Raw genomic sequence first — 18,121 nt, 5'->3', positions numbered from 1 at the left:
AGGGCGCGATCCATAAGGGCGCGAGCCCTCAACATCAATACAACGGAGTGATGATGACAACCCAAGCAGTGACCCGGGAGCAGGCGGCACGCCGCGCGACCGTTGCCAGCGTCGTAGGCACCACCATCGAGTGGTACGACTTCTTCCTCTACGGCACGGCGGCCGCCCTGGTCTTCCCGCAGCTGTTCTTCCCCGGCCAGAACGCCTTCGCCGGCGTTCTCTTCGCCTTCGGCACCCAGTTCGTGGGCTTCGTGGCCCGGCCTGTCGGCGCGGCAATCTTCGGCCATTACGGGGACCGCATCGGCCGCAAGACCACCCTGATGGTCACCCTGTTCCTGATGGCCTTCGGCACTGTGCTGATCGGCTTCCTGCCCACCTACCAGGCAATCGGCGTCGCGGCCCCGATCCTGCTGACGCTGCTCCGGATCATCCAGGGCATCGGCGTCGGCGGCGAGTGGGGTGGCTCGGTGCTGCTGAGCATGGAGTGGGGCCACAAGGGACGCCGGGGCTTCTCCGCCAGCTGGCCGCAAATCGGCGTGCCGCTCGGCCTGGTCCTCTCGACCGGCGTTGTCCGCATCACCTCCGGAATCACGGGCACGGAAGGCTTTGCCTCCTTCGGCTGGCGTATCCCGTTCATCATCAGCATCCTGCTGATCGGCGTGGGCCTCTTCGTCCGCCTGCGTGTGATCGAGAGCCCCGAGTTCGAGGCCGTCCGCAAGTCCAACAAGATTGTCCGGAACCCGCTGATCGAGGTCATCAAGCGCCAGCCCAAGGAAATCCTGCTCTCTGCCCTGGTCCGCATGTCCGAGCAGGCGCCCTTCTACCTCTTCATCACCTTCGTGATCACCTACGCCGTCAAGCACCTGCAGCTGAACAGCAACTCGATCCTGGACGACACGTTGATCGCGGCCGCCCTGGGCCTGGTGAGCGTGCCGCTCTTCGGCTGGCTCTCCGACAAGTTCGGTCGGCGCAAGGTGTACGGCGTGGGCATCGTGCTGACGGCCCTCTTCGCGTTCCCGTACTTCGCGATGCTGGACACCCGCGAGCCCTTCATCGTGGGTGTGGCGATCGTCGTGAGCCTGATCCTGCACGACATCCAGTACGGACCGCAGGCGGCGCTCATCGCGGAGAGCTTCGACGCGGACATCCGTTACACCGGCGCCGGCCTGGGGTACCAGCTGGCGAGCGTCGTGGCCGGCGGCCCCGCGCCGCTGATCGCCGCCGCGCTGCTGGCCCAGTACGGCAATTCGACCGCGATCGCACTGTACATTATCGCCTGCTGCGCCATCGCCATGCTGGCCCTGATCTTCCTGCCGAAGGCTGCCCACCGCTTCGAAGAAAGCCCTGAGCTCAAGACGGAAGCAACTGTATGAGCCTGACGCACGCGGGCATCGCCCCTGACCGAACGGCAGGCGCCGAGCCCCTGGCGGCGCCGCAGCCGGCGGACCCGGCCGGCGTGGCCGGACCGCTCAAGGACCTGCTGGTCCTCGACCTAAGCCGGATCCTCTCGGGACCCTTCGCCACCATGACCCTGGCGGACCTCGGGGCCGACGTCATCAAGATCGAACAGCCCGGACAAGGGGACGACACGCGGCAGTGGGGGCCGCCGTTCCAGGGCGAGGAAGCCGCCTATTTCCTCTCCGTGAACCGGAACAAGCGCAGCCTCGCGGTCGACCTCAAGTCACCAGAGGGCCTGGCCGCGGTCAGGCGCCTGGCCCTGAAGGCGGATGTGCTGGTCGAGAACTTCCGGCCCGGCACGGCGGCGCGGCTCGGTCTTGGGTACGAAGAGCTCTCGCGGGACAACCCCGGACTGGTCTACGCCTCGATCAGCGGCTACGGCCAGACGGGGCCGGACGCCCTCCGGCCGGGGTACGACGCGATCGCCCAGGCGCGTAGCGGCATCATGAGCGTCACCGGGGAGCCGGACGGGCCTCCGGTGCGGGTAGGGGTCAGCAGTGCCGACCTCGTTGCCGGAATGTGGGCGACCATCGGTGTGCTTGCCGCGCTGCATGAGAAGCAGCGCACGGGGACCGGACAGTGGGTGGACATCAGCCTGCTCGACGGATCCGTCTCCTGGCTGACCTACGTCTCCAGCGGATACTTCGCCAGCGGCGAGGTCCCCAAACGCTACGGCTCGGCCCATCCGACGATCGCCCCGTACCAGGCGTTCCCCACCTCGGACGGCTTCGTCATGGTCGCCGTCGGCAACGACGGGCTGTGGCGGCGCTTTGCCGCGGCGCTCGGCGACGAGGGTCTCGCAGCCGACCCGGACTACGCCACCAACCCCTCCCGGGTGGCGCACCGGGACACCCTGATTCCCCGGATTGAGTCGGTCCTGCGCACGCGCAGCGCCGAGGACTGGGTGCGGATCCTGGACGACGCCGGCGTCCCCGTGGGGCCGATCCACACCGTAGACCAGGCCCTGGCCGACCCGCAGGTCCGGGCCCGGGGCATGGTGGCCGAACTGGACCACCCCACAGCGGGGCCGATGAAGGTGGTGGGCTGCCCGGTGCGCCTCACACGCACCCCGGCGTCCGTGCGCACGGCGCCACCGCTGCTGGGCCAGCACACCGACGAAGTCCTGGCCAGTCTTGGCCTGGATGAGTCTTCGATCGCCGGGCTCCGGCGCGTGGGGGCGGTCCAGTGATGGCAGGGCAGCAGACCATGGAAGCCGTGTCCGTTGAATACTCGGGGCAAGTGGCCACCATCATGCTGGGAAGCGGGGAGCGCTTCAACGCGATGGGGGCGGCCGAATGGCGCTCACTCGGGGAAGCCGCCCAATCCCTGGCGGCACAGGAGGTGCGCGCCGTCGTTATCCGTGGCCGCGGCGGCACCTTCTGCTCGGGCTCGGACCTGCGGGAATGGGAACACTCCGCCGCAGGGGACGTGCAGGAGATCTTCGCCACGATCGAGTGGGCCCTGCAGGCGGTCGAGGCCCTGCCGATGCCGACCGTGGCCCTCGTCGAGGGTGCCGCGACCGGGGCGGGCTGCCAGTTGGCCTTGGCCTGCGACCTGCAACTGATGGCCGAGTCGGCCCGAATCGGCATGCCGATCGCCCGCCTCGGAATCCTGGTCCCGCCGTCATTCGCGAACAGGATCAGCCTGCGGATCGGGCCTTCCCGCACCAAGGACCTGTTCTACCGGGGCACCCTGCTGCGGGCGCCGGAAGCACACGCCATGGGCCTGGTCAGCTCCTGCGTGGCGGACCACGAGGCCGAGCCTGAGCTTGCTGAGCTGCTCGCGCTCTGGGAGCGGCTCTCCGCGGCCTCGCTCCGGGCCGCCAAAGCCGCGGTGGACACCGGCCTCGGACCGCTGTCCCAGCCCGCCCGCGACTTGCCCGTGGGCCCGGCGACGGACGCGGCCGAGTTTGGCTGGCGGGTCGGGGCGTTCCTGCACCGCAAGAGCCACCCGGCTCAGCCGTTGTAGCCCTCCACCTGCGTGACGGGCCGAGCCTCCGCATCGTCCGGGTTCTCGCCGTATTGCCTCTTCGCTCGCCGTTGCCGCAGCAGGTCCCAGCACTGATCGAGGTCCTCCTCAAGCTGCCGGAGCCGGAGCCGGTCGGGGACATGGTCGTGGCCGGCGCTTGCGGACTCTGCCCGTTCGCGGAGCTCTCGTTCCTCCTCCACCAGCGAGGTGATGCGCTGGAGGATGTCCCGTTCGTCCATGGTGGCCTACTTCCTGCATTCCTGAAGCACTGTGGGTAACCGCCAGCGTAATCACGCTCCTTCGCGCTGACCAGAGGGTGAGGGGTGGAACGGCCCCATCCCGGAAGATTGTCAGCTTGCTTATTATTTTTCGGCTTTTTAGAGTTGAGTCTGTAAGGCACCAATCTCTCCGCGTGGGACGTGTTCGGCCGGACAGCCGACGGCCCCTCGCGCTGGCTAGAGGAGGACACATGTCGGAGCACACTATTGCAGGCAAGAAGGTCGCGTTTCTGCTGACGGACGGCGTCGAGCAGGTCGAGCTGACCAGCCCATGGAACGCGGTCAAGGATGCCGGCGGCGAACCCACCCTCGTAGCGCCCAAGAGCGGAAAGCTGCAGGGCTACGACGGCACCGAAAAGGGCGAGACATTCGACGTCGACCTCACGGTGGACCAGGCCAGCGCCTCGGACTTTCACGCCCTGGTGATTCCGGGCGGCGTCGTGAACGCTGACCATCTCCGGGTCCACAAGGGAGCCCAGAACTTCGTCCGCGGTTTCTTCGAACAGCACAAACCGGTGGCCTCGATCTGCCACGGCCCCTGGCTGCTGATCGACGCCGGCGTCGTCAGCGGACGGAACCTGACCTCGTACCACACGCTCCAGACCGACCTGAAGAACGCCGGCGCCCACTGGACCGACGAGGAAGTGGTCGTGGACCAGGGGCTCGTGACCAGCCGGAACCCGGACGACCTGCCGGCATTCAACAGCAAGCTGCTGGAAGAAATCGCCGAGGGCGAGCACGCCGGCCAGACGGCCTAGGCGGGCGTCACCGCCCGGCGCCGCCAGGCGGCACCGGGCCGCGGCAGGGCCTATGAAGTGTGCCCGATTTCGGGCAGGATATGCCCTGTAAGCCGCGCCGGAGCGGTGACCACCGTCCGACTGCTCCGCCGCCGTCACCAGCCATCAAGGAGTCCCGGATATGACCACGCTCAACCCCTACCTTGGCTTCCGCGACAACGCGAAGGATGCCATGACCTTCTATCATTCCGTGTTCGGCGGGGAGCTGAACATGAGCACCTTCGCCGAGTTCCAGGCGAGTGAGGACCCTGCCGAGCAGGACAAGATCATGCACGCCATGTTGACTGGCGAAAAGGGGCTGGTGCTGATGGGCGCCGACACCCCCAACAGCATGGACTACACCCCCGGCAACAACTTCTCGGTGTCCCTCAGCGGCACCGACGAGGCCGAGCTCCGCGGCTACTGGGACAAACTGTCCGAGGGCGGCACCGTGACCATGCCGCTGGAGAAGGCCCCGTGGGGCGACACCTTCGGCATGTGCAAGGACAAGTTCGGGGTGGACTGGCTGGTCAACATCGCCCCCGCCGCCGGCTAGCAACCTCCACAGGCCGGGCGCCCCCAGATGAGGGTGCCCGGCCTGTGCCGCGCCGGGGGACTAGTCGGGACTGGTGTCGGTGGTGAGGCCGCGGTCGTCGGCCGTCTTCTCGTCTTGTTCCTCGGCCGGCCCGGGCACCTTGTGCGCGTCGCCTTCGCCGGGGGCGTGGCCTTCGGCGGCTTCCGACGCCCTCGCGGCGCCGCCAGCGCGGCCGCCGTCGCGGGGAACGGGCTTGCCGGCCTCCGCCACCCCGTCGCTCACGATGTCTTCGGGTTCGGTCGGTTTGTTGCTCATGCGTTCCTCCGATGCTGGCCAGCGGGACGTCCGCCCCGGATGTTCCATCCAAGGTACAGGGGGCGCCGCGCCGGCGTACAGGCGGCCCATTCGGCGTCGCCGGTTCGACGGTTCCCTGCGCACACGCCGCTGCAACGCGTCGAGGCGGCAGGGAACCGTCGAAACGGGCGCCGGGGTTGTCAGTATGCTTACTAGACGCTGACCAGTGGCGCTGAACAGAAACGAGACCACCATGAGCAGGCCCGTGCGCATCGAGGTCGAGGCCGCAGGGCACCTGGGCCACGTCTTCGCCTCCCGACCGCCGGGCGGCCCGACGGCGGCACCCGCCGTAGTCCTGATCCACGGGATCGGCGCCTCGCACCGTTACCTGCAGCGGCTGCACGGACTGCTGGCCGACTCGGTGGACACTTTCTCGATCGACCTGCCGGGCTTCGGCGCCACCCCCAGGCCGGAGCGCACCCTCAGCGTGGCGGAGCATGCCACCTATATCCTCGGCGCCCTCGAGCAGCTTGGCGTGCTGGAGTTCGTAATCGTCGGCCACTCAATGGGCACCCAGTTCGCGGTCGAAGCGGCCCGGCAGCAGCCGTCACGGATCCCGCATGTGGTGCTGATGGGCCCGGTGGTCAACGACCGGCGGCGCACCGTGGCGCAGCAGGCCCTGGCGCTAGGCCGCGACTGCTTGTTCTTCGAGAGCCCGTCCTCCAACGCCCTGGTCTTCACCGACTATCTCCGCTGCGGGCCGAGCTGGTACCTCAAGAACCTGCGCGTCATGATGGACTACCCCATCGAGGAGGAGATCGCCGGCGTCAGGGCGCCCGTTCTCGTGCTGCGGGGCGCAAACGACCCCGTTGCGCCGGCGGACTGGTGCCGCCGGCTGGCCGCCCGCGCAGCCACCGCAATGTTCCTTGAAATCGAGGGGACCGGGCACGTGGTCCAGCACAACCGCGCCGTCCAGGTCGCCGACTCAATCCTCGCCTTTGCCGGCTCCCCGGCCGCCGGAAGCGGAGCAGCCCGGGGGTTCACCGCTTGAGCAAGGCGTTCCAGATCGCCGTCTGGTGGGCCCAGGACTACGCCTACGCCGTCGGCCGGCAGCTGCGCAGCGCGGCGTCCCGGGTGAGCGCCGACGAGTTCCTCAGCGGCGCCGGCCGCCCGGTCGTCGTCATCCCCGGCATCTTCGAAGACTGGCGCTTTATGCTGCCGCTGATCCGGGAACTGCACGGGGCCGGGCACCCGGTACACGTTGTGACGGTGCTGCAACACAACCGGATCGCCGTCCCGAAAGCGGCGGCCCTGATTGCCGATTACCTCCGCGCACGGGACATGCGGGACACCCTGATTATCGCGCACAGCAAGGGCGGACTGATCGGTAAATACGCGATGATGTCGCTGGACCCGGAGCGGCGGATCAGCCGGATGGTCGCTGTTGGTTCCCCGTTCTCAGGGTCCCGGTACGCGGGCTACATGCTCCTGCCGAGCCTGCGGGCCCTGTCGCCGCGTAGTGCGGTCACCGTCCAGCTCTCCCGCGAACAACGGGTCAACGAGCGGATTACGTCCGTCTATGGGCTCTTCGACCCGCACATCCCGGAGGGCAGTGTGCTGCCCGGCGCGCGGAACGTGCTGCTGGACACGGGCGGCCACTTCCGGATTCTCGCCCACCAGGACACCATCCGCACCGTCCTGGCGGAAGCGGCCGCGCCCCACCCGCGCCCCCCGGCGGCCCTGCCGCCAGCACCCCTGCCGTCCGCCCCGATGGCCGGCCCGGAAGGCTAGTCCTCGAAGTGGGTCCGCGCCGGACCCTGGCCCAAGGCATCAACGATCGCCGAGGCGACGGTGTGCAGCTTGACGTTGCGGGTGCTGGAGGCGGTCTTGAGCAGCTCGAACGCCTCGGCCTGGCTGCAGCGGTTCTGCGCCATGATGATGCCGATCGCGACGTCGATCGCGGTGCGGGTTTCCAGCGTCGCCTTCAGGTTGACCGCGGTTTCGCTGAAGTGCGCGAACCGCACGGCCAGCCCGAGTGCCATGGTCGTCTGGCTCACGAAGATGCTGGCCAGCTGCTGTGCCCGTTCGTCGAAGCGGTGCGGCCGGTGCGAATACAGATTGAGTGCGGCCCGGGTTTCGCCGTCGAGCAGGAAGGGAACGGCGAGGATGGAGCGCATGCCGTGTTCCCGCACCCTGGCGGCGCACTGCGGCCACCGCGAATCACCGTCCAGATCGGCAATGTGTACCGTGACCTGTTCCCGGGAAGCCGTCACGCAGGGGCCGTCGCTGAAGCCGTACTGGATCTCGTCCATGGCCTGCGCCGCTGCGCTGCTGCTGGCCACGGTGGCTGCCTTCCGCTGCCGGAGCAGCGTGATCCCACACAGGACCTCGTCGCCGGGCTCGGACAGGCTGCGCGCCGAAACCCGGGCTAACTCGCCGAGGAATTCCTCGACGTCGGTGCTGTTCAATACCAGCTGATGCAGGTGCTGGTTGATCAATGTTGCGGTTGACTCGCTTACCACTATTCCTTGATGCCGTTTCGCTCGAATCGAATCGAACCGGCCAGGCGCGACGCACCACAGCAGGGAAGGAGGGCGGTGGTAGCGGCAGCGAAGCCGGATCGAAGAACTATCCAACGGCCTTCTGCTAAACCGTACCGAAAAGAGATTATATACAGGACTTTGCCGGCGTTTCATCTGCACTTCACCCGCGCAAATGACTCCCGGGGGCCGCCGACGTAGTCTTAGCGGTACCTTGAGGTAGCCGGACGGAATCTGTATGCCACAGCTCGACACCAGGGAGTCTGCCTCCCCGCCCCTGACCATCGCCGATGCCGCCCGCACCGAGGCGGCCACGGTGCTTGCCCGGGTGGGTTCGTCCGCGGGAGGGCTGTCGCAGGCGGAGGCCGAGGAGCGGCTTGCCACACTGGGGCCGAACGCGGTCCGCACCCACGAGGCAAGCGGCTGGTCGGTGCTGGGCCGGCAGTTTCGCAGCCCCATCCTGATCCTGCTGCTCATCACGGCCGGGCTCTCGCTCTTCCTGGGGGACGCCACCAACTCGATTGTGATCGGCGTGATCCTGCTCGTCAGTGTGGGCCTGGGATTCAGCAACGAATTCCGGGCCGAACGGGCCGCCGAGGCGCTCCATTCGCGTGTCACGCACACCGCCGTCGTGCTCCGTGACGGGACCGCCAGCGAGGTGAACGTGACCGCCCTAGTGCCCGGCGACGTCGTGCAGCTGGGACTCGGCGCCATCATCCCGGCCGACCTGCGGCTACTGACCGTCAAGGACCTGCTGTGCGACGAAAGCATCCTGACCGGGGAGTCGCTGCCGGTCGCCAAGAATCCGGCCCCGGTGGCCGGCGGCGCCGCGCTGGGCGACCTGACATCCTGCCTTTTCATGGGGACCGTGATCCAGGCCGGCAGCTGCACCGGGGTGGTGGTGGCGACCGGCGGCCGGGCGGAATTCGGCCGAATCGCGCTCGGCCTGGGCGAGCGTCAGCCGCAGACCGAATTCCAGCTCGGGCTCAAGCGATTCTCCTTCCTGCTGCTGCAGGTGGCCATCGGCTTGACCTCGCTTATCTTCGTCGCCAACCTGCTGCTCCAGCGCCCGTTGATCGAATCGCTGCTGTTCTCCCTGGCGATCGCCGTCGGGATCACCCCGCAGCTGCTGCCCGCCGTGGTCAGCACCAGCCTCGCCACGGGCACCCGGCAGCTGGCCAAACGCAAGGTGCTGGTCAAACGGCTGGTCTGCATCGAGGACCTCGGCGACATGGACATCCTGGTCACGGACAAAACCGGGACCCTGACGGAGGGGCGGATCAGCTTCACCGCCGCCCTGCCGGTGGACGGCGGCGTGTCCGCGGACCAGCTGTTCACGCTGGGGCTGCTCGCCACCGAAGCCGATTACACCGAGGCAAAGCGGTCGGTGGTCGGGCAGAACCCGCTGGACGCCGCGCTCTGGGAGTCCCCGGACGCCGCGGCCTTCGAGCCCGCACGCTTCGAACGGCTCGACGTGATCGATTTCGACCACCAGCGCCGGCGGACCAGTGTCCTGGTCCGCGACGCCGGCGCCCCCGCCCGGATCATCACCAAGGGCTCACCGGAGGACGTGCTGGCGCTGTGCGGCGCCACGCCGGCGGCGGTGCAGGCCCTGCTGGACGAACAGTTCGACGCGGGCTCCCGGGTGGTGGCTGTGGCGACCCGGGACGCGGCCGGAATGGAGGACATGTCGCCGGCGGACGAGAAGGACCTGGAACTGGCCGGTTTCCTGGTCTTCCTCGACAAGCCCAAGGCCAACGCGCGGGAGTCCCTGGACCGGCTGGAAGCGCTGGGCATCACGGTCAAGATCGCCACCGGGGACAACGCCAAGGTCGCCGAGCGGGTCTGCGACGAACTCGGCGTGCTCTCCGGCGGGACCATCACCGGGGCCGAGGCGGAGGCCATGTCCGACCCGGAACTGAGCGCCGCCGCCCGCGAGGCCAGCATCTTCGCCCGCGTCTCCCCGGAGCAGAAGGCCCGGATCATCCGGCTGCTGCGTCAGAGCGGCGGCGCTGTCGGGTTCATGGGCGACGGCGTCAACGACGCGCTCGCGCTGCACCAGGCCGACATCGGCATCTCCGTGGACAGCGCCACCGACGTCGCCAAGGACGCCGCCGACGTCGTGCTGCTGGACAAGGACCTCGGGGTGCTGGCCGACGGCGTCATGGAGGGCCGGCGGATCTTCGCCAACACCATCAAGTACGTGTTGATGGGAACCTCCAGCAATTTCGGCAATATGTTCAGCGCGGCGACGGCGTCGGTGGTGCTCAGCTTCCTGCCGATGCTGCCGGGACAGATCCTGCTCAACAACCTGCTCTACGACACCGGCCAGCTGGCCATCCCCGGTGACCGGGTGGACAAGGAACAGCTGCTGGCCCCGGCTCACTGGAACATCTCTTTCATCCGGCGCTTCATGTTCCTCTTTGGCCCCATCAGCTCGGTCTTCGACTTCGCGACCTTCGCCCTGATGCTGTTCGTCTTCGACGCTGTCCCGGGGGAGTTCCGGGCTGGCTGGTTCATCGAGTCGATCGCCACCCAGACGCTGATCATCTTCGCGATCCGGACCCGCCGCGTCCCCTTCCTCCGCAGCCGCCCCTCGCTCGGACTGCTGTGCGCCTCGCTGGGCGTGGTGGCCCTGGGGGTGTTCCTGCCGCTGTCCCCGCTTGCCGGTGTGCTGGGCTTCGATCCGTTGCCGGTGCCCTTCTTCCTGGCTCTGCTGGGCATGACCGTGGTGTACCTGGTGCTGGTGGAGATTGCCAAGCAGTGGTTCTTCTCCCGTGCCGCCCAGCAGCCCGCGGTGCCGGTGCTGCCGCGGGTCCGCCGCCGGGGCAAGGACCACCACGTGGCCCGGCGCGCGGCACGCTTCAGCACGACGACCGCCGCCACGGCACACGCCCGCCGGGCGCCGTTGGCGCCCCGCCGTGGCAGGCCGGGCCGGGGCAAGCGAAACCGGGTACAAGGGCCCTCACATCCCCGGAACTCCTGACGGATAGTGGGAGAAAGCGCCAAGCTGCTCCGATGCCCAGCCTGCTCCGATGCCCAGCCCGCGGAGCGCATCACTGGATGGGCCCGTCGGCCGGCGCCCGACTGGAAAGCCAAGACAATGAGCATTTTTGAAGACAGGGTTGATGCCGGGCGGCAGCTGGGGCGGCGTCTGGCGGACCTTCGCGGCAAGGACATCGTGGTCCTGGGCCTACCGCGCGGCGGGGTTCCGGTCGCGTTCGAGGTTGCCGCGGCGCTGGACGCACCCCTGGACGTGATCGTGGTTCGGAAGCTCGGGCTGCCCTACCAGCCAGAGCTCGCCATGGGGGCGATCGGCGAGGGCGGCGCCCGGGTCCTAGAGGAGCACGTGCTGGCGCAGGCCCGCGTCAGCGATGCGGAACTGCAGGCCGTCGAAGACCGCGAGCGCGCCGTGCTCGAAACCCGTGTCGCGCAGTTCCGGAAGGGCCGCACCCGCCAGGACCTCACCGGGCGCATCGCAGTGATCGTCGACGACGGGATCGCCACCGGCTCCACCGCCCGGGTCGCCTGCCGCATTGCCCGGAAACTGGGCGCCGCACGGGTAATCCTGGCCGTGCCCGTTGCTCCGGCCGACACGCTCGCGGCCCTGAGTGAACCCGACGAAGTGGTCTGCCTCGCCACACCCCGGCAGTTCTCCGCCGTCGGCTATCACTACCGCGACTTCTCGCCCACCGAGGATGACGAGGTGATCCAGCTGCTCGACGCCGCCGCCCGGCGGCTGAAGGATTCGCCGCCAAAGGGCGGAACGTCGACGGCCACCGCGGACCTCGCGGAATTCGACGAAGAGGTGGAGATCCCCTCCCGGGGAGTCCGGCTGCAGGGGCAGCTTCACCTCCCGGTGCCGGCCCGCGCCGTGGTGGTTTTCGCCCACGGCAGCGGCAGCAGCCGGCACAGCCCGCGGAACCGGTTCGTGGCCAGCGTGCTCCAGCGCGCGGGCCTCGGCACCCTGCTGCTGGACCTGCTCACACCGGCGGAGGAGCGCAACCGGGCGAACGTCTTCGACATCGAACTGCTCGCCCGCAGGCTGTCCTCGGCCACCGACTGGCTGGCTACCCGCGAGGACACCGCGTCCAGCGCCGTCGGCTACTTCGGCGCGAGCACCGGCGCGGGCGCGGCGCTGTGGTCCGCGTCCGAACCCTCCGCCAGGATCGCCGCCGTCGTATCCCGCGGCGGCCGTCCCGACCTGGCCGGTCCGCGGCTCTCCGCCGTCCGGGCGCCGACGTTGCTGATCGTGGGTAGTTTCGACTACGAGGTGCTGGAGCTGAACCGCAAGGCCAAGGCCATGATGCGGTGCCCCAACCAGCTGGCCGTCGTCCAGGGCGCCACCCACCTGTTTGAGGAACCCGGGACGCTGGCCGCGGCGGCCATTCTTGCCCGGGACTGGTTCGCCAAGTACCTGCTGCCCGTGCCCGAACCATCCCGCAAGGAGTGAGCCATGAGCTACACCTATAGCACCGCCGTACCGCTCAGCTGGGCCGAGGCGGTGGAGAAGACCCGTGCCGCCCTCGCGGACCAGGGCTTCGGAATCCTTTCCGAGATCAACGTCCGCGACACTTTTGCGGCGAAGCTCGGCGAGGAGGCGGCGGCGGCCGTGGGCGACTACGTGATCCTGGGGGCCTGCAACCCGCAGCTGGCGAGCCGTGCCCTGGCGGCCGAGCCGGAACTGGGAGCCCTGCTGCCCTGCAACGTGGTGGTCCGCCGGGGTCCGGGCGCGGCCGAAACGACGGTGGACGCGATCGACCCGCAGACAATGGTGCAGCTCAGCGCCAGCCCGGGTGTCCGGGAGGTGGCGGACGACGCCGGCGCCCGGCTCCGCGCGGCCCTGGCCCAGTTGGCGGGCAACTCCTAGGAGCGCTGCTGGATTCGCTGCTGGATCCTAGGCGCCGTGCACCTTGTGCTGCCCGCCCCGGCGTGCGCGGTAGGCGTAGACCAGCAAGGCGATCCCGCCCAGGATCATGCCGGCCGGGACGGCGAAGTCCAGGGCAATGAGCACCGCCGTGGCCTGAAGGGCGAAAATCACGCCCAGCACGCCGAGGACAGCGGCTGGAATCAGCGGCCATTTCATCCGGCCCGTGTGTTCGGAAATTCCGTCCGATAGCCGGACCCGGACCAGGGACAGCAGGCCGAACGTGGCCGCAAGGCCCAGGAACAGGACGGCGGCCACGGCGGTGCCCGGCAGCCCCGGCGGAAGGGCCACCATGACAGCCAGTGTGAACATCACCCCGCACGGGATCAGGGCCCACCAGTTGCCGCGCTCGCGCACGTAGACCGCGGCGAATCCGGCCGCCATGAACAGGAACAGGTATGCCCCGCCGCCGTCGCCGGGGGAGAGCTGCGTGGCGGTGATGACCGCGGCAAGGCCAAGGAACACCGAACCGGGGATGGCCGCCCACCAGTTCTCCCGGCTGCGGACGAACAGGGATGCGAACACCAGACCCACCGCTGCGAAGATCAGCGGCGGCAGGAACGCGGCAACCTTGAAGATGCCGAGCAGGTCCAGCAGCAACAGCCCGCCGACCGTCATCAGGACAATCCCTGCGACAATGCTTGTCTTTGCCGATTTCACCGTTGGCCTCCCGGAATCCGGCGGGCGGCCGCGCCGCTCTGTTCATTCAGGCTATGACGCCCGGGAGGGCCGCCGTAGGGCACAAAGCCCCCGCCCTCAGCGTCCCCGGCGCCGCCTGCTGCGGGGACGGCGGCGCTCGACGCGGGCGCGGATGCCCAGGAGCATCCGGCGCTCCATCAGGAACTGCAGCGGCTCGAGCAGGCCACGCAGCGGAATGCCGAGCACCAGGGGCGAGTAGTCATACCGGGTCCTCGCCAGCAACCGGGTGCTGCGGGCGCCGAGGGGCTGCAGCACGAACGTCCAGCCAATCGCCAGCCGGGGACCGGCCACGCGCCGTCCAATCCCGGCGCCGTCCCCGGCCACCTGCCCGGTGCGCGGGTCCATGGTGCCGCCCAAGGCCAGCACTCTTTCGGGTTCGAGCCGGCGGACCGGAATGCCGCCGCTGGGGGACAGCGGAATGAGGTCGCCCACGGCCAGCTGCTGGAACTCGGGGATGATCCGGTCAGCGCTGTGCATGCCGAGGCCGGCCGCGTTCTCCAGGGCGTCGTAGCTGTACATGCCGCCGCGTCCGGCCCCGAGCTGGACCAGCCATGGCCACACCGCCGACGGCGGCGCCGCGATGCTTACCGCGCGCGTGCTTTGCAGCCGCGGCGCGGGCACCAGTTCGTCGCCGGCCAGGGGGCCGGCGGCTTCCTGCGCGGTCGCTCCCCAGTTGAGCAGCCGCGGCCGGACGGCGAGGACGTACCCCGCGGCCGCCGCCGCCGCGCCGAGCGCCGCGAGCGGGCCTTTCCATCCGGGCTGTGGCTGCACGCGGGGCGCGGCCCCGCCGTTGCGGCCGGTCCTCATTCGCCCGGCTGGCCTTCAGGGGCGTCCTGGCCGACCACCAGGACCGGGCAGTGGGCGTGGGCCGCGCAGGCGCCGCTGACGGAGCCCATGACCTGGGCGAGGAAGCCGCCCTGGCCGCGGCGGCCGACGACGAGCAGCTGGGCATCCTTGCTCTCATCGATCAGCACCTTGGCTGGTGGCCCGAATTTGACCTGCCGGGTGAGCCGCTCCGGGCGGGAGTCCCCGAAGGCCCGCTCGAGGGACTGCTCCACGAGGCGCTTCGCCGTCTCCTCGAGCTCACCGGCGGAGGGCGTGCGCTCCTCCGGCAGGTGGGAAGCGAGGAAGAAATCCGAGGTGCCCAGGCACGTGACGACCTCCAGCGGGGCGTTCAGGCTGGTGGCCATGCGCCCGGCGAGCCGGAGCGCCGTCGTTGAAAATTCGGAGCCGTCCACGCCCACGACAATCCGCTGATCTCCGCTCATGGCACCCACCTTTCCGGGTCGCCCCGGCAGTGCCTAGGGCCAAAGGTCACCGCGCCCCGCAGCGCCCCCCTCGGCCGTCAGGGTGCACCGCGGCTGCCGACCGTTCTAGGGTGGAGGGATGGCAGGCACCCGACCACCGAGGAGACCCTGATGAAAATTGCAGTGACCGGAGGAAGCGGAAAGCTCGGCAGGAACGTGGTCCGTAGGCTCGGAGACGACGGACACCAGGTCACCAACCTGGATCAAACGGGGGAGCGCGGGCCCGGATTCACCCGGGTGGACCTGCGCGACTACGGGCAGGTGGTGGATGTCATCCTGGGCCTGGATGACCGGCACGCCGGGTTCGACGCGATCGTGCACCTGGCCGCCATCCCGGCGCCCGGCCTCGCCCCTGACGCGGCGACGTTCGAAAACAACATGCAGGCCACCTACAACGTGTTCCAGGCAGCGCGCCGCGCCGGCATCAAGAAAATCGTCTACGCCTCCAGTGAGACGGTGCTGGGCCTGCCGTTCGACGTCGATCCTCCCTACCTCCCCGTGGACGAGGACTACCCGGCCCGGCCCGAAAGCACCTACTCGCTGGTCAAGCACCTTGAAGAGCAGATGGCGATCCAGCTCACCCGCTGGGACCCGGCGCTGAGCATCACCGGCATGCGCTTCTCCAACGTGATGGATCCGGAGGATTACGAGGAGTTCCCGTCCTTCGACGCCGATGCCCGGCTGCGCAAGTGGAATCTCTGGGGCTACATCGACGGCCGCGACGGCGCGCAGGCCGTGGCCCGGGCGCTGGAGCACGGCAAGCCCGGCTTCGAGGCCTTCATCGTCGCAAACGCGGATACCGTGATGAGCCGGTCCAGCAGGGAGCTGGCCGCCGAGGTGTTCCCGAACGTCGAGGTGGTCAAGGAACTCGGCGAGCACGAGACCCTGCTCTCGATCGAGAAGGCCAAGCGGCTCCTGGGTTACGCTCCGGAGCACAGCTGGCGCAACTACCACTCGCTACGCACCACCCCCACCGAGGACTGACCCCCCAGCAACGCGGGGTCCATGGCGCCACCGAGCGGTCCAACTTGGGCCGCATCTGACCCCGCGTTGTGGTGGTGGTGGGCTAGCCGGCTTCGGGCTCGTGGTGGCTGGACCAGATGTCGCCGATTTCCTCGGTGGACTGTTCCACGATCCTTCGCATGGCCGCGTGCGCGGCGTCCATCTCGCCGCGCTGGATGGCGCTGGCGACATCGACGTGCAGCTGGAGCGCCTCATGCTGCGGCAGATTGGGCATCAGGCCATGCTCGGTCCGGCCGGTCAGGACCTCGGCGACGAGGTTGTGGAGCTGGGAAAACATCGGGTTGCCGGAGGCCCGGAGGACGGCGGCGTGAAACTCGATGTCCAGCCGCAGGAACGCGACCTGGTCGCCGCGCTGGCCTGCAGCCCAGAGCCGCGCGGCCTGCGAGACGAGGTCGCTGCCGGTGTCCCAGGACGCCCGTTCGGCAGCCAGCCGGGCAGCCTGCGGCTCGATCGCGCCGCGGAGTTCGTTCAGGGCGCGCAACTGGTCCACCCGCCGGGACGAGGCCAGCCGCCACCGGATCACCTGCGGGTCATAAAGGTTCCAGGACTCCTCCGGCTGCACCACGGTGCCCAGCCGGCGTCGGGATTCCAGCATGCCCATGGATGCGAGCACCCGGGTTGCTTCCCGCACGACCGAACGGGACACACTGTGCTGCGCCTCCAGCTCGTCCAGGCGAAGGATGGAGTGCGGCGCCAGGCTCCCCTCGGCAATGGCGAGCCCCAGGGTCTGGACCAGCACGGAGTGCAGGTCAGCTGGAGACTCCGCCTTTGGGGTTTGCATGAATAAATCATACGGGTGGGCGCAAGGGGTTGTTTAAGTCTGCTTTATTTCTCTAAGATCGCTCCAGAGCAGATGTAAAGATGCATCCGCGGGTGGCTGGAGCTTGATCCGGCCCTGAAGACAAGGGAGTCGTAATGAAGCGGCGTTCAATTGTGAAGTACGCGGCCGTCGCCGCGGCGCTGTCGCTCGGCCTGACCGCCTGTGGCGGCGGCAGCGGCAGCGGCGATGCCAAGGCCGCCGGCACGGTCCGGGTCACACTGGCCAACCACGTGTGGACCGAGGGCATCAAGGCAGCCATTCCGGAATTCGAAAAGGCCACCGGCCTCAAGGTCGAGCTCACCCAGCTTGGCGAGGACCAGCTTTCGGACCAGTACAACGTCAAGCTCAACGCCGGCAGCGACGAAATCGACGTCATGATGTACCGCCCGCTCCAGGAGGGCAAGGCGTTCGCGAAGAACGGCTACCTCGCCGACCTGACGTCCAAGGTCTCCTCGGACGCCGGCTGGGACTGGAAGGACTACCAGGAGGGCCCGGTCAAGGCCTCCACCGTTGACGGCAAGGTGGTCGGCGTCCCGATCATCACCGAGCGCGAGGTGCTCTACTACCGCAAGGACCTGCTGCAGGCAGCCGGCGTCGCGGTCCCCAAGACCATGGACGAGCTCCAGGCCGCCGCCAAGAAGATCTCGGAAGCCAACCCGGATACCGCCGGCTTCGTGGCCCGCACCGGCAAGTCCGCCGCGGTCACCCAGTTCTCCAGCTTCCTCTACAGCTTCGGCGGCGACTTCATTGACGGCAGCGGCAAGTCCGCCGTCGGCAGCGACGCCGCCAAGAAGGCCTACTCCTTCTACGGCGGCCTGATCAAGAACTACGGCCCGAAGAACGTCAGCACCGACATGAGCTGGCCCGAGGCGATGGCAATCTTCACCCAGGGCAAGGCCGCCTTCTACACCGAGGCCGACTCGCTGTACAAGAACGCCACCGATCCGGCCAAGTCCAAGGTCGCCGACAAGGTCGGTTTCGCGGCCCTTCCCGCCGGCCCGGCCGGTTCCAAGCCGTACAACATCCCGTCCTGGGGCCTCGCCGTGAACAAGGCCTCGGGCAACCAGGACAACGCCTGGAAGTTCATCCAGTGGGCCACCAGCAAGGACCGCACCCTGCAGGCCCAGAAGGCCGGCGTTCCCGGCCCGCGCGCCTCGGTCTGGGCCGACCCGGCCGGTACCTCCACCTACCCGAAGGACCTGGCTGAGGCCATCGCTGCCAGCGCCAAGAACGGCGTGGGCCACGACCGTCCCGAAGTTGTCACCGTGGGCAAGGCCCGCGAAATCGTCGGTGCTCCGATCGTTGCCACCATCACCGGTGCCGATGCCTCGGCCGCGGCCGACACGGCAAACGACGCCTTCCAGAAGTTCCTGGACAGCGAAAAGAAGTAACGCCCCGGCGGGACGCGCCTGACGCGAACCGCCCGCGCACACCGCCGCGGCGGGACGGCTGCCCAGCCGCCGTCCCGCCGCGGCCACGCTCTTAACTTCACCCCC

General features: G+C 68.8%; 19 protein-coding genes. 12 read left to right on the top strand and 7 right to left on the bottom strand.

Features of this window, described 5'->3' with window-relative positions:
* The first annotated feature begins 50 nt into the window (after positions 1-50).
* From FFF93_RS14560 to FFF93_RS14550, 3 genes are read left to right on the top strand one after another with little or no spacing between them, the layout of a single operon-like run.
* Positions 51-1,373: an MFS transporter gene (locus tag FFF93_RS14560; RefSeq protein ID WP_222424626.1), complete on the top strand. Its 1,323-nt coding sequence runs from the start codon at positions 51-53 to the stop codon at positions 1,371-1,373.
* On the top strand, positions 1,370-2,647 hold the full coding sequence (locus FFF93_RS14555) for a CaiB/BaiF CoA-transferase family protein (protein ID WP_138768281.1): 1,278 nt from the start codon (positions 1,370-1,372) through the stop codon (positions 2,645-2,647). The genes FFF93_RS14560 and FFF93_RS14555 overlap by 4 nt, the downstream gene beginning before the upstream one ends.
* Positions 2,648-2,673: 26 nt before the next feature.
* Positions 2,674-3,426 (top strand): enoyl-CoA hydratase/isomerase family protein, encoded by a 753-nt coding sequence (locus FFF93_RS14550; RefSeq protein WP_222424625.1) that lies wholly within the window; start codon positions 2,674-2,676, stop codon positions 3,424-3,426.
* On the opposite strand, the gene FFF93_RS14545 is transcribed toward FFF93_RS14550, so the two are convergent.
* Positions 3,414-3,665, bottom strand: coding sequence for a DUF2630 family protein (locus tag FFF93_RS14545; RefSeq protein ID WP_138768283.1), 252 nt, complete (start codon positions 3,663-3,665; stop codon positions 3,414-3,416). The two genes, FFF93_RS14550 and FFF93_RS14545, sit on opposite strands and share 13 nt — an antisense overlap.
* Positions 3,666-3,895: 230 nt before the next feature.
* Between FFF93_RS14545 and FFF93_RS14540 the strand changes: the two genes are divergently transcribed.
* Positions 3,896-4,462 carry a type 1 glutamine amidotransferase domain-containing protein gene (locus FFF93_RS14540; RefSeq protein WP_138768284.1) on the top strand — a complete coding sequence of 189 codons (567 nt, stop codon included), beginning with the start codon at positions 3,896-3,898 and terminating at the stop codon, positions 4,460-4,462.
* Positions 4,463-4,622: 160 nt separating this feature from the next.
* Positions 4,623-5,036, top strand: coding sequence for a VOC family protein (locus FFF93_RS14535; protein ID WP_138768285.1), 414 nt, complete (start codon positions 4,623-4,625; stop codon positions 5,034-5,036).
* Positions 5,037-5,096: 60 nt separating this feature from the next.
* Here FFF93_RS14535 and FFF93_RS14530 read toward each other — a convergent pair whose 3' ends face one another.
* Entirely contained in the window at positions 5,097-5,330 is a 234-nt protein-coding gene (locus tag FFF93_RS14530) for a hypothetical protein (protein ID WP_138768286.1), read from the bottom strand.
* A gap of 205 nt (positions 5,331-5,535) precedes the next feature.
* On the opposite strand from FFF93_RS14530, the gene FFF93_RS14525 reads away from it, so the two are divergent.
* Together FFF93_RS14525 and FFF93_RS14520 are read left to right on the top strand one after the other, a co-directional pair.
* Positions 5,536-6,360: an alpha/beta fold hydrolase gene (locus FFF93_RS14525; protein ID WP_261375170.1), complete on the top strand. Its 825-nt coding sequence runs from the start codon at positions 5,536-5,538 to the stop codon at positions 6,358-6,360.
* Positions 6,357-7,100 (top strand): triacylglycerol lipase, encoded by a 744-nt coding sequence (locus tag FFF93_RS14520; RefSeq protein ID WP_261375169.1) that lies wholly within the window; start codon positions 6,357-6,359, stop codon positions 7,098-7,100. Before FFF93_RS14525 ends, FFF93_RS14520 begins: the two co-directional genes overlap by 4 nt.
* Here the strand turns inward: FFF93_RS14520 and FFF93_RS14515 are convergent.
* Positions 7,097-7,831 carry a GAF and ANTAR domain-containing protein gene (locus FFF93_RS14515; protein WP_138768287.1) on the bottom strand — a complete coding sequence of 245 codons (735 nt, stop codon included), beginning with the start codon at positions 7,829-7,831 and terminating at the stop codon, positions 7,097-7,099. The genes FFF93_RS14520 and FFF93_RS14515 overlap by 4 nt on opposite strands.
* A gap of 256 nt (positions 7,832-8,087) precedes the next feature.
* On the opposite strand from FFF93_RS14515, the gene mgtA reads away from it, so the two are divergent.
* The 3 genes from mgtA (at position 8,088) to FFF93_RS14500 (ending at position 12,719) form a co-directional block, all read left to right on the top strand.
* Complete coding sequence (gene mgtA / locus FFF93_RS14510) at positions 8,088-10,835, top strand: magnesium-translocating P-type ATPase (protein WP_138768288.1); 2,748 nt, start codon at positions 8,088-8,090, stop codon at positions 10,833-10,835.
* 117 nt (positions 10,836-10,952) lie between these two features.
* The gene (locus FFF93_RS14505) at positions 10,953-12,302 is read left to right on the top strand and encodes a phosphoribosyltransferase (protein ID WP_138768289.1); all 1,350 of its coding nucleotides are present in this window, start codon (positions 10,953-10,955) and stop codon (positions 12,300-12,302) included.
* A gap of 3 nt (positions 12,303-12,305) precedes the next feature.
* The gene (locus FFF93_RS14500; RefSeq protein WP_138768290.1) at positions 12,306-12,719 is read left to right on the top strand and encodes a DUF302 domain-containing protein; all 414 of its coding nucleotides are present in this window, start codon (positions 12,306-12,308) and stop codon (positions 12,717-12,719) included.
* Positions 12,720-12,746: 27 nt separating this feature from the next.
* Here the strand turns inward: FFF93_RS14500 and FFF93_RS14495 are convergent, their stop codons facing one another.
* The 3 genes from FFF93_RS14495 to FFF93_RS14485 all read right to left on the bottom strand — a co-directional run bounded on the left by FFF93_RS14495 (position 12,747) and on the right by FFF93_RS14485 (position 14,743).
* A complete protein-coding gene (locus FFF93_RS14495) occupies positions 12,747-13,436 on the bottom strand; it encodes a hypothetical protein (protein WP_138768291.1) in 690 nt (229 codons plus the stop codon).
* 96 nt (positions 13,437-13,532) lie between these two features.
* Complete coding sequence (locus FFF93_RS14490) at positions 13,533-14,282, bottom strand: SRPBCC family protein (protein ID WP_222424624.1); 750 nt, start codon at positions 14,280-14,282, stop codon at positions 13,533-13,535.
* On the bottom strand, positions 14,279-14,743 hold the full coding sequence (locus FFF93_RS14485; protein WP_138768292.1) for a universal stress protein: 465 nt from the start codon (positions 14,741-14,743) through the stop codon (positions 14,279-14,281). The genes FFF93_RS14490 and FFF93_RS14485 overlap by 4 nt, the downstream gene beginning before the upstream one ends.
* Positions 14,744-14,893: 150 nt before the next feature.
* Here FFF93_RS14485 and FFF93_RS14480 point away from each other — a divergent pair, with 150 nt between their 5' ends.
* Positions 14,894-15,766 (top strand): NAD(P)-dependent oxidoreductase, encoded by an 873-nt coding sequence (locus FFF93_RS14480; protein WP_138768293.1) that lies wholly within the window; start codon positions 14,894-14,896, stop codon positions 15,764-15,766.
* A gap of 82 nt (positions 15,767-15,848) precedes the next feature.
* Here FFF93_RS14480 and FFF93_RS14475 read toward each other — a convergent pair whose 3' ends face one another.
* Positions 15,849-16,586: a FadR/GntR family transcriptional regulator gene (locus FFF93_RS14475; protein ID WP_138768294.1), complete on the bottom strand. Its 738-nt coding sequence runs from the start codon at positions 16,584-16,586 to the stop codon at positions 15,849-15,851.
* 134 nt (positions 16,587-16,720) lie between these two features.
* Between FFF93_RS14475 and FFF93_RS14470 the strand changes: the two genes are divergently transcribed.
* Positions 16,721-18,016, top strand: a complete 1,296-nt coding sequence (locus FFF93_RS14470) for an ABC transporter substrate-binding protein (RefSeq protein ID WP_138768295.1) — start codon at positions 16,721-16,723, stop codon at positions 18,014-18,016.
* Positions 18,017-18,121: the final 105 nt, after the last annotated feature.

This window comes from Arthrobacter sp. KBS0702 (genome assembly GCF_005937985.2).
In the GTDB taxonomy this organism is placed as follows: Bacteria; Actinomycetota; Actinomycetes; order Actinomycetales; family Micrococcaceae; genus Arthrobacter.
This window is presented reverse-complemented; position numbering and strand designations above follow the sequence as displayed.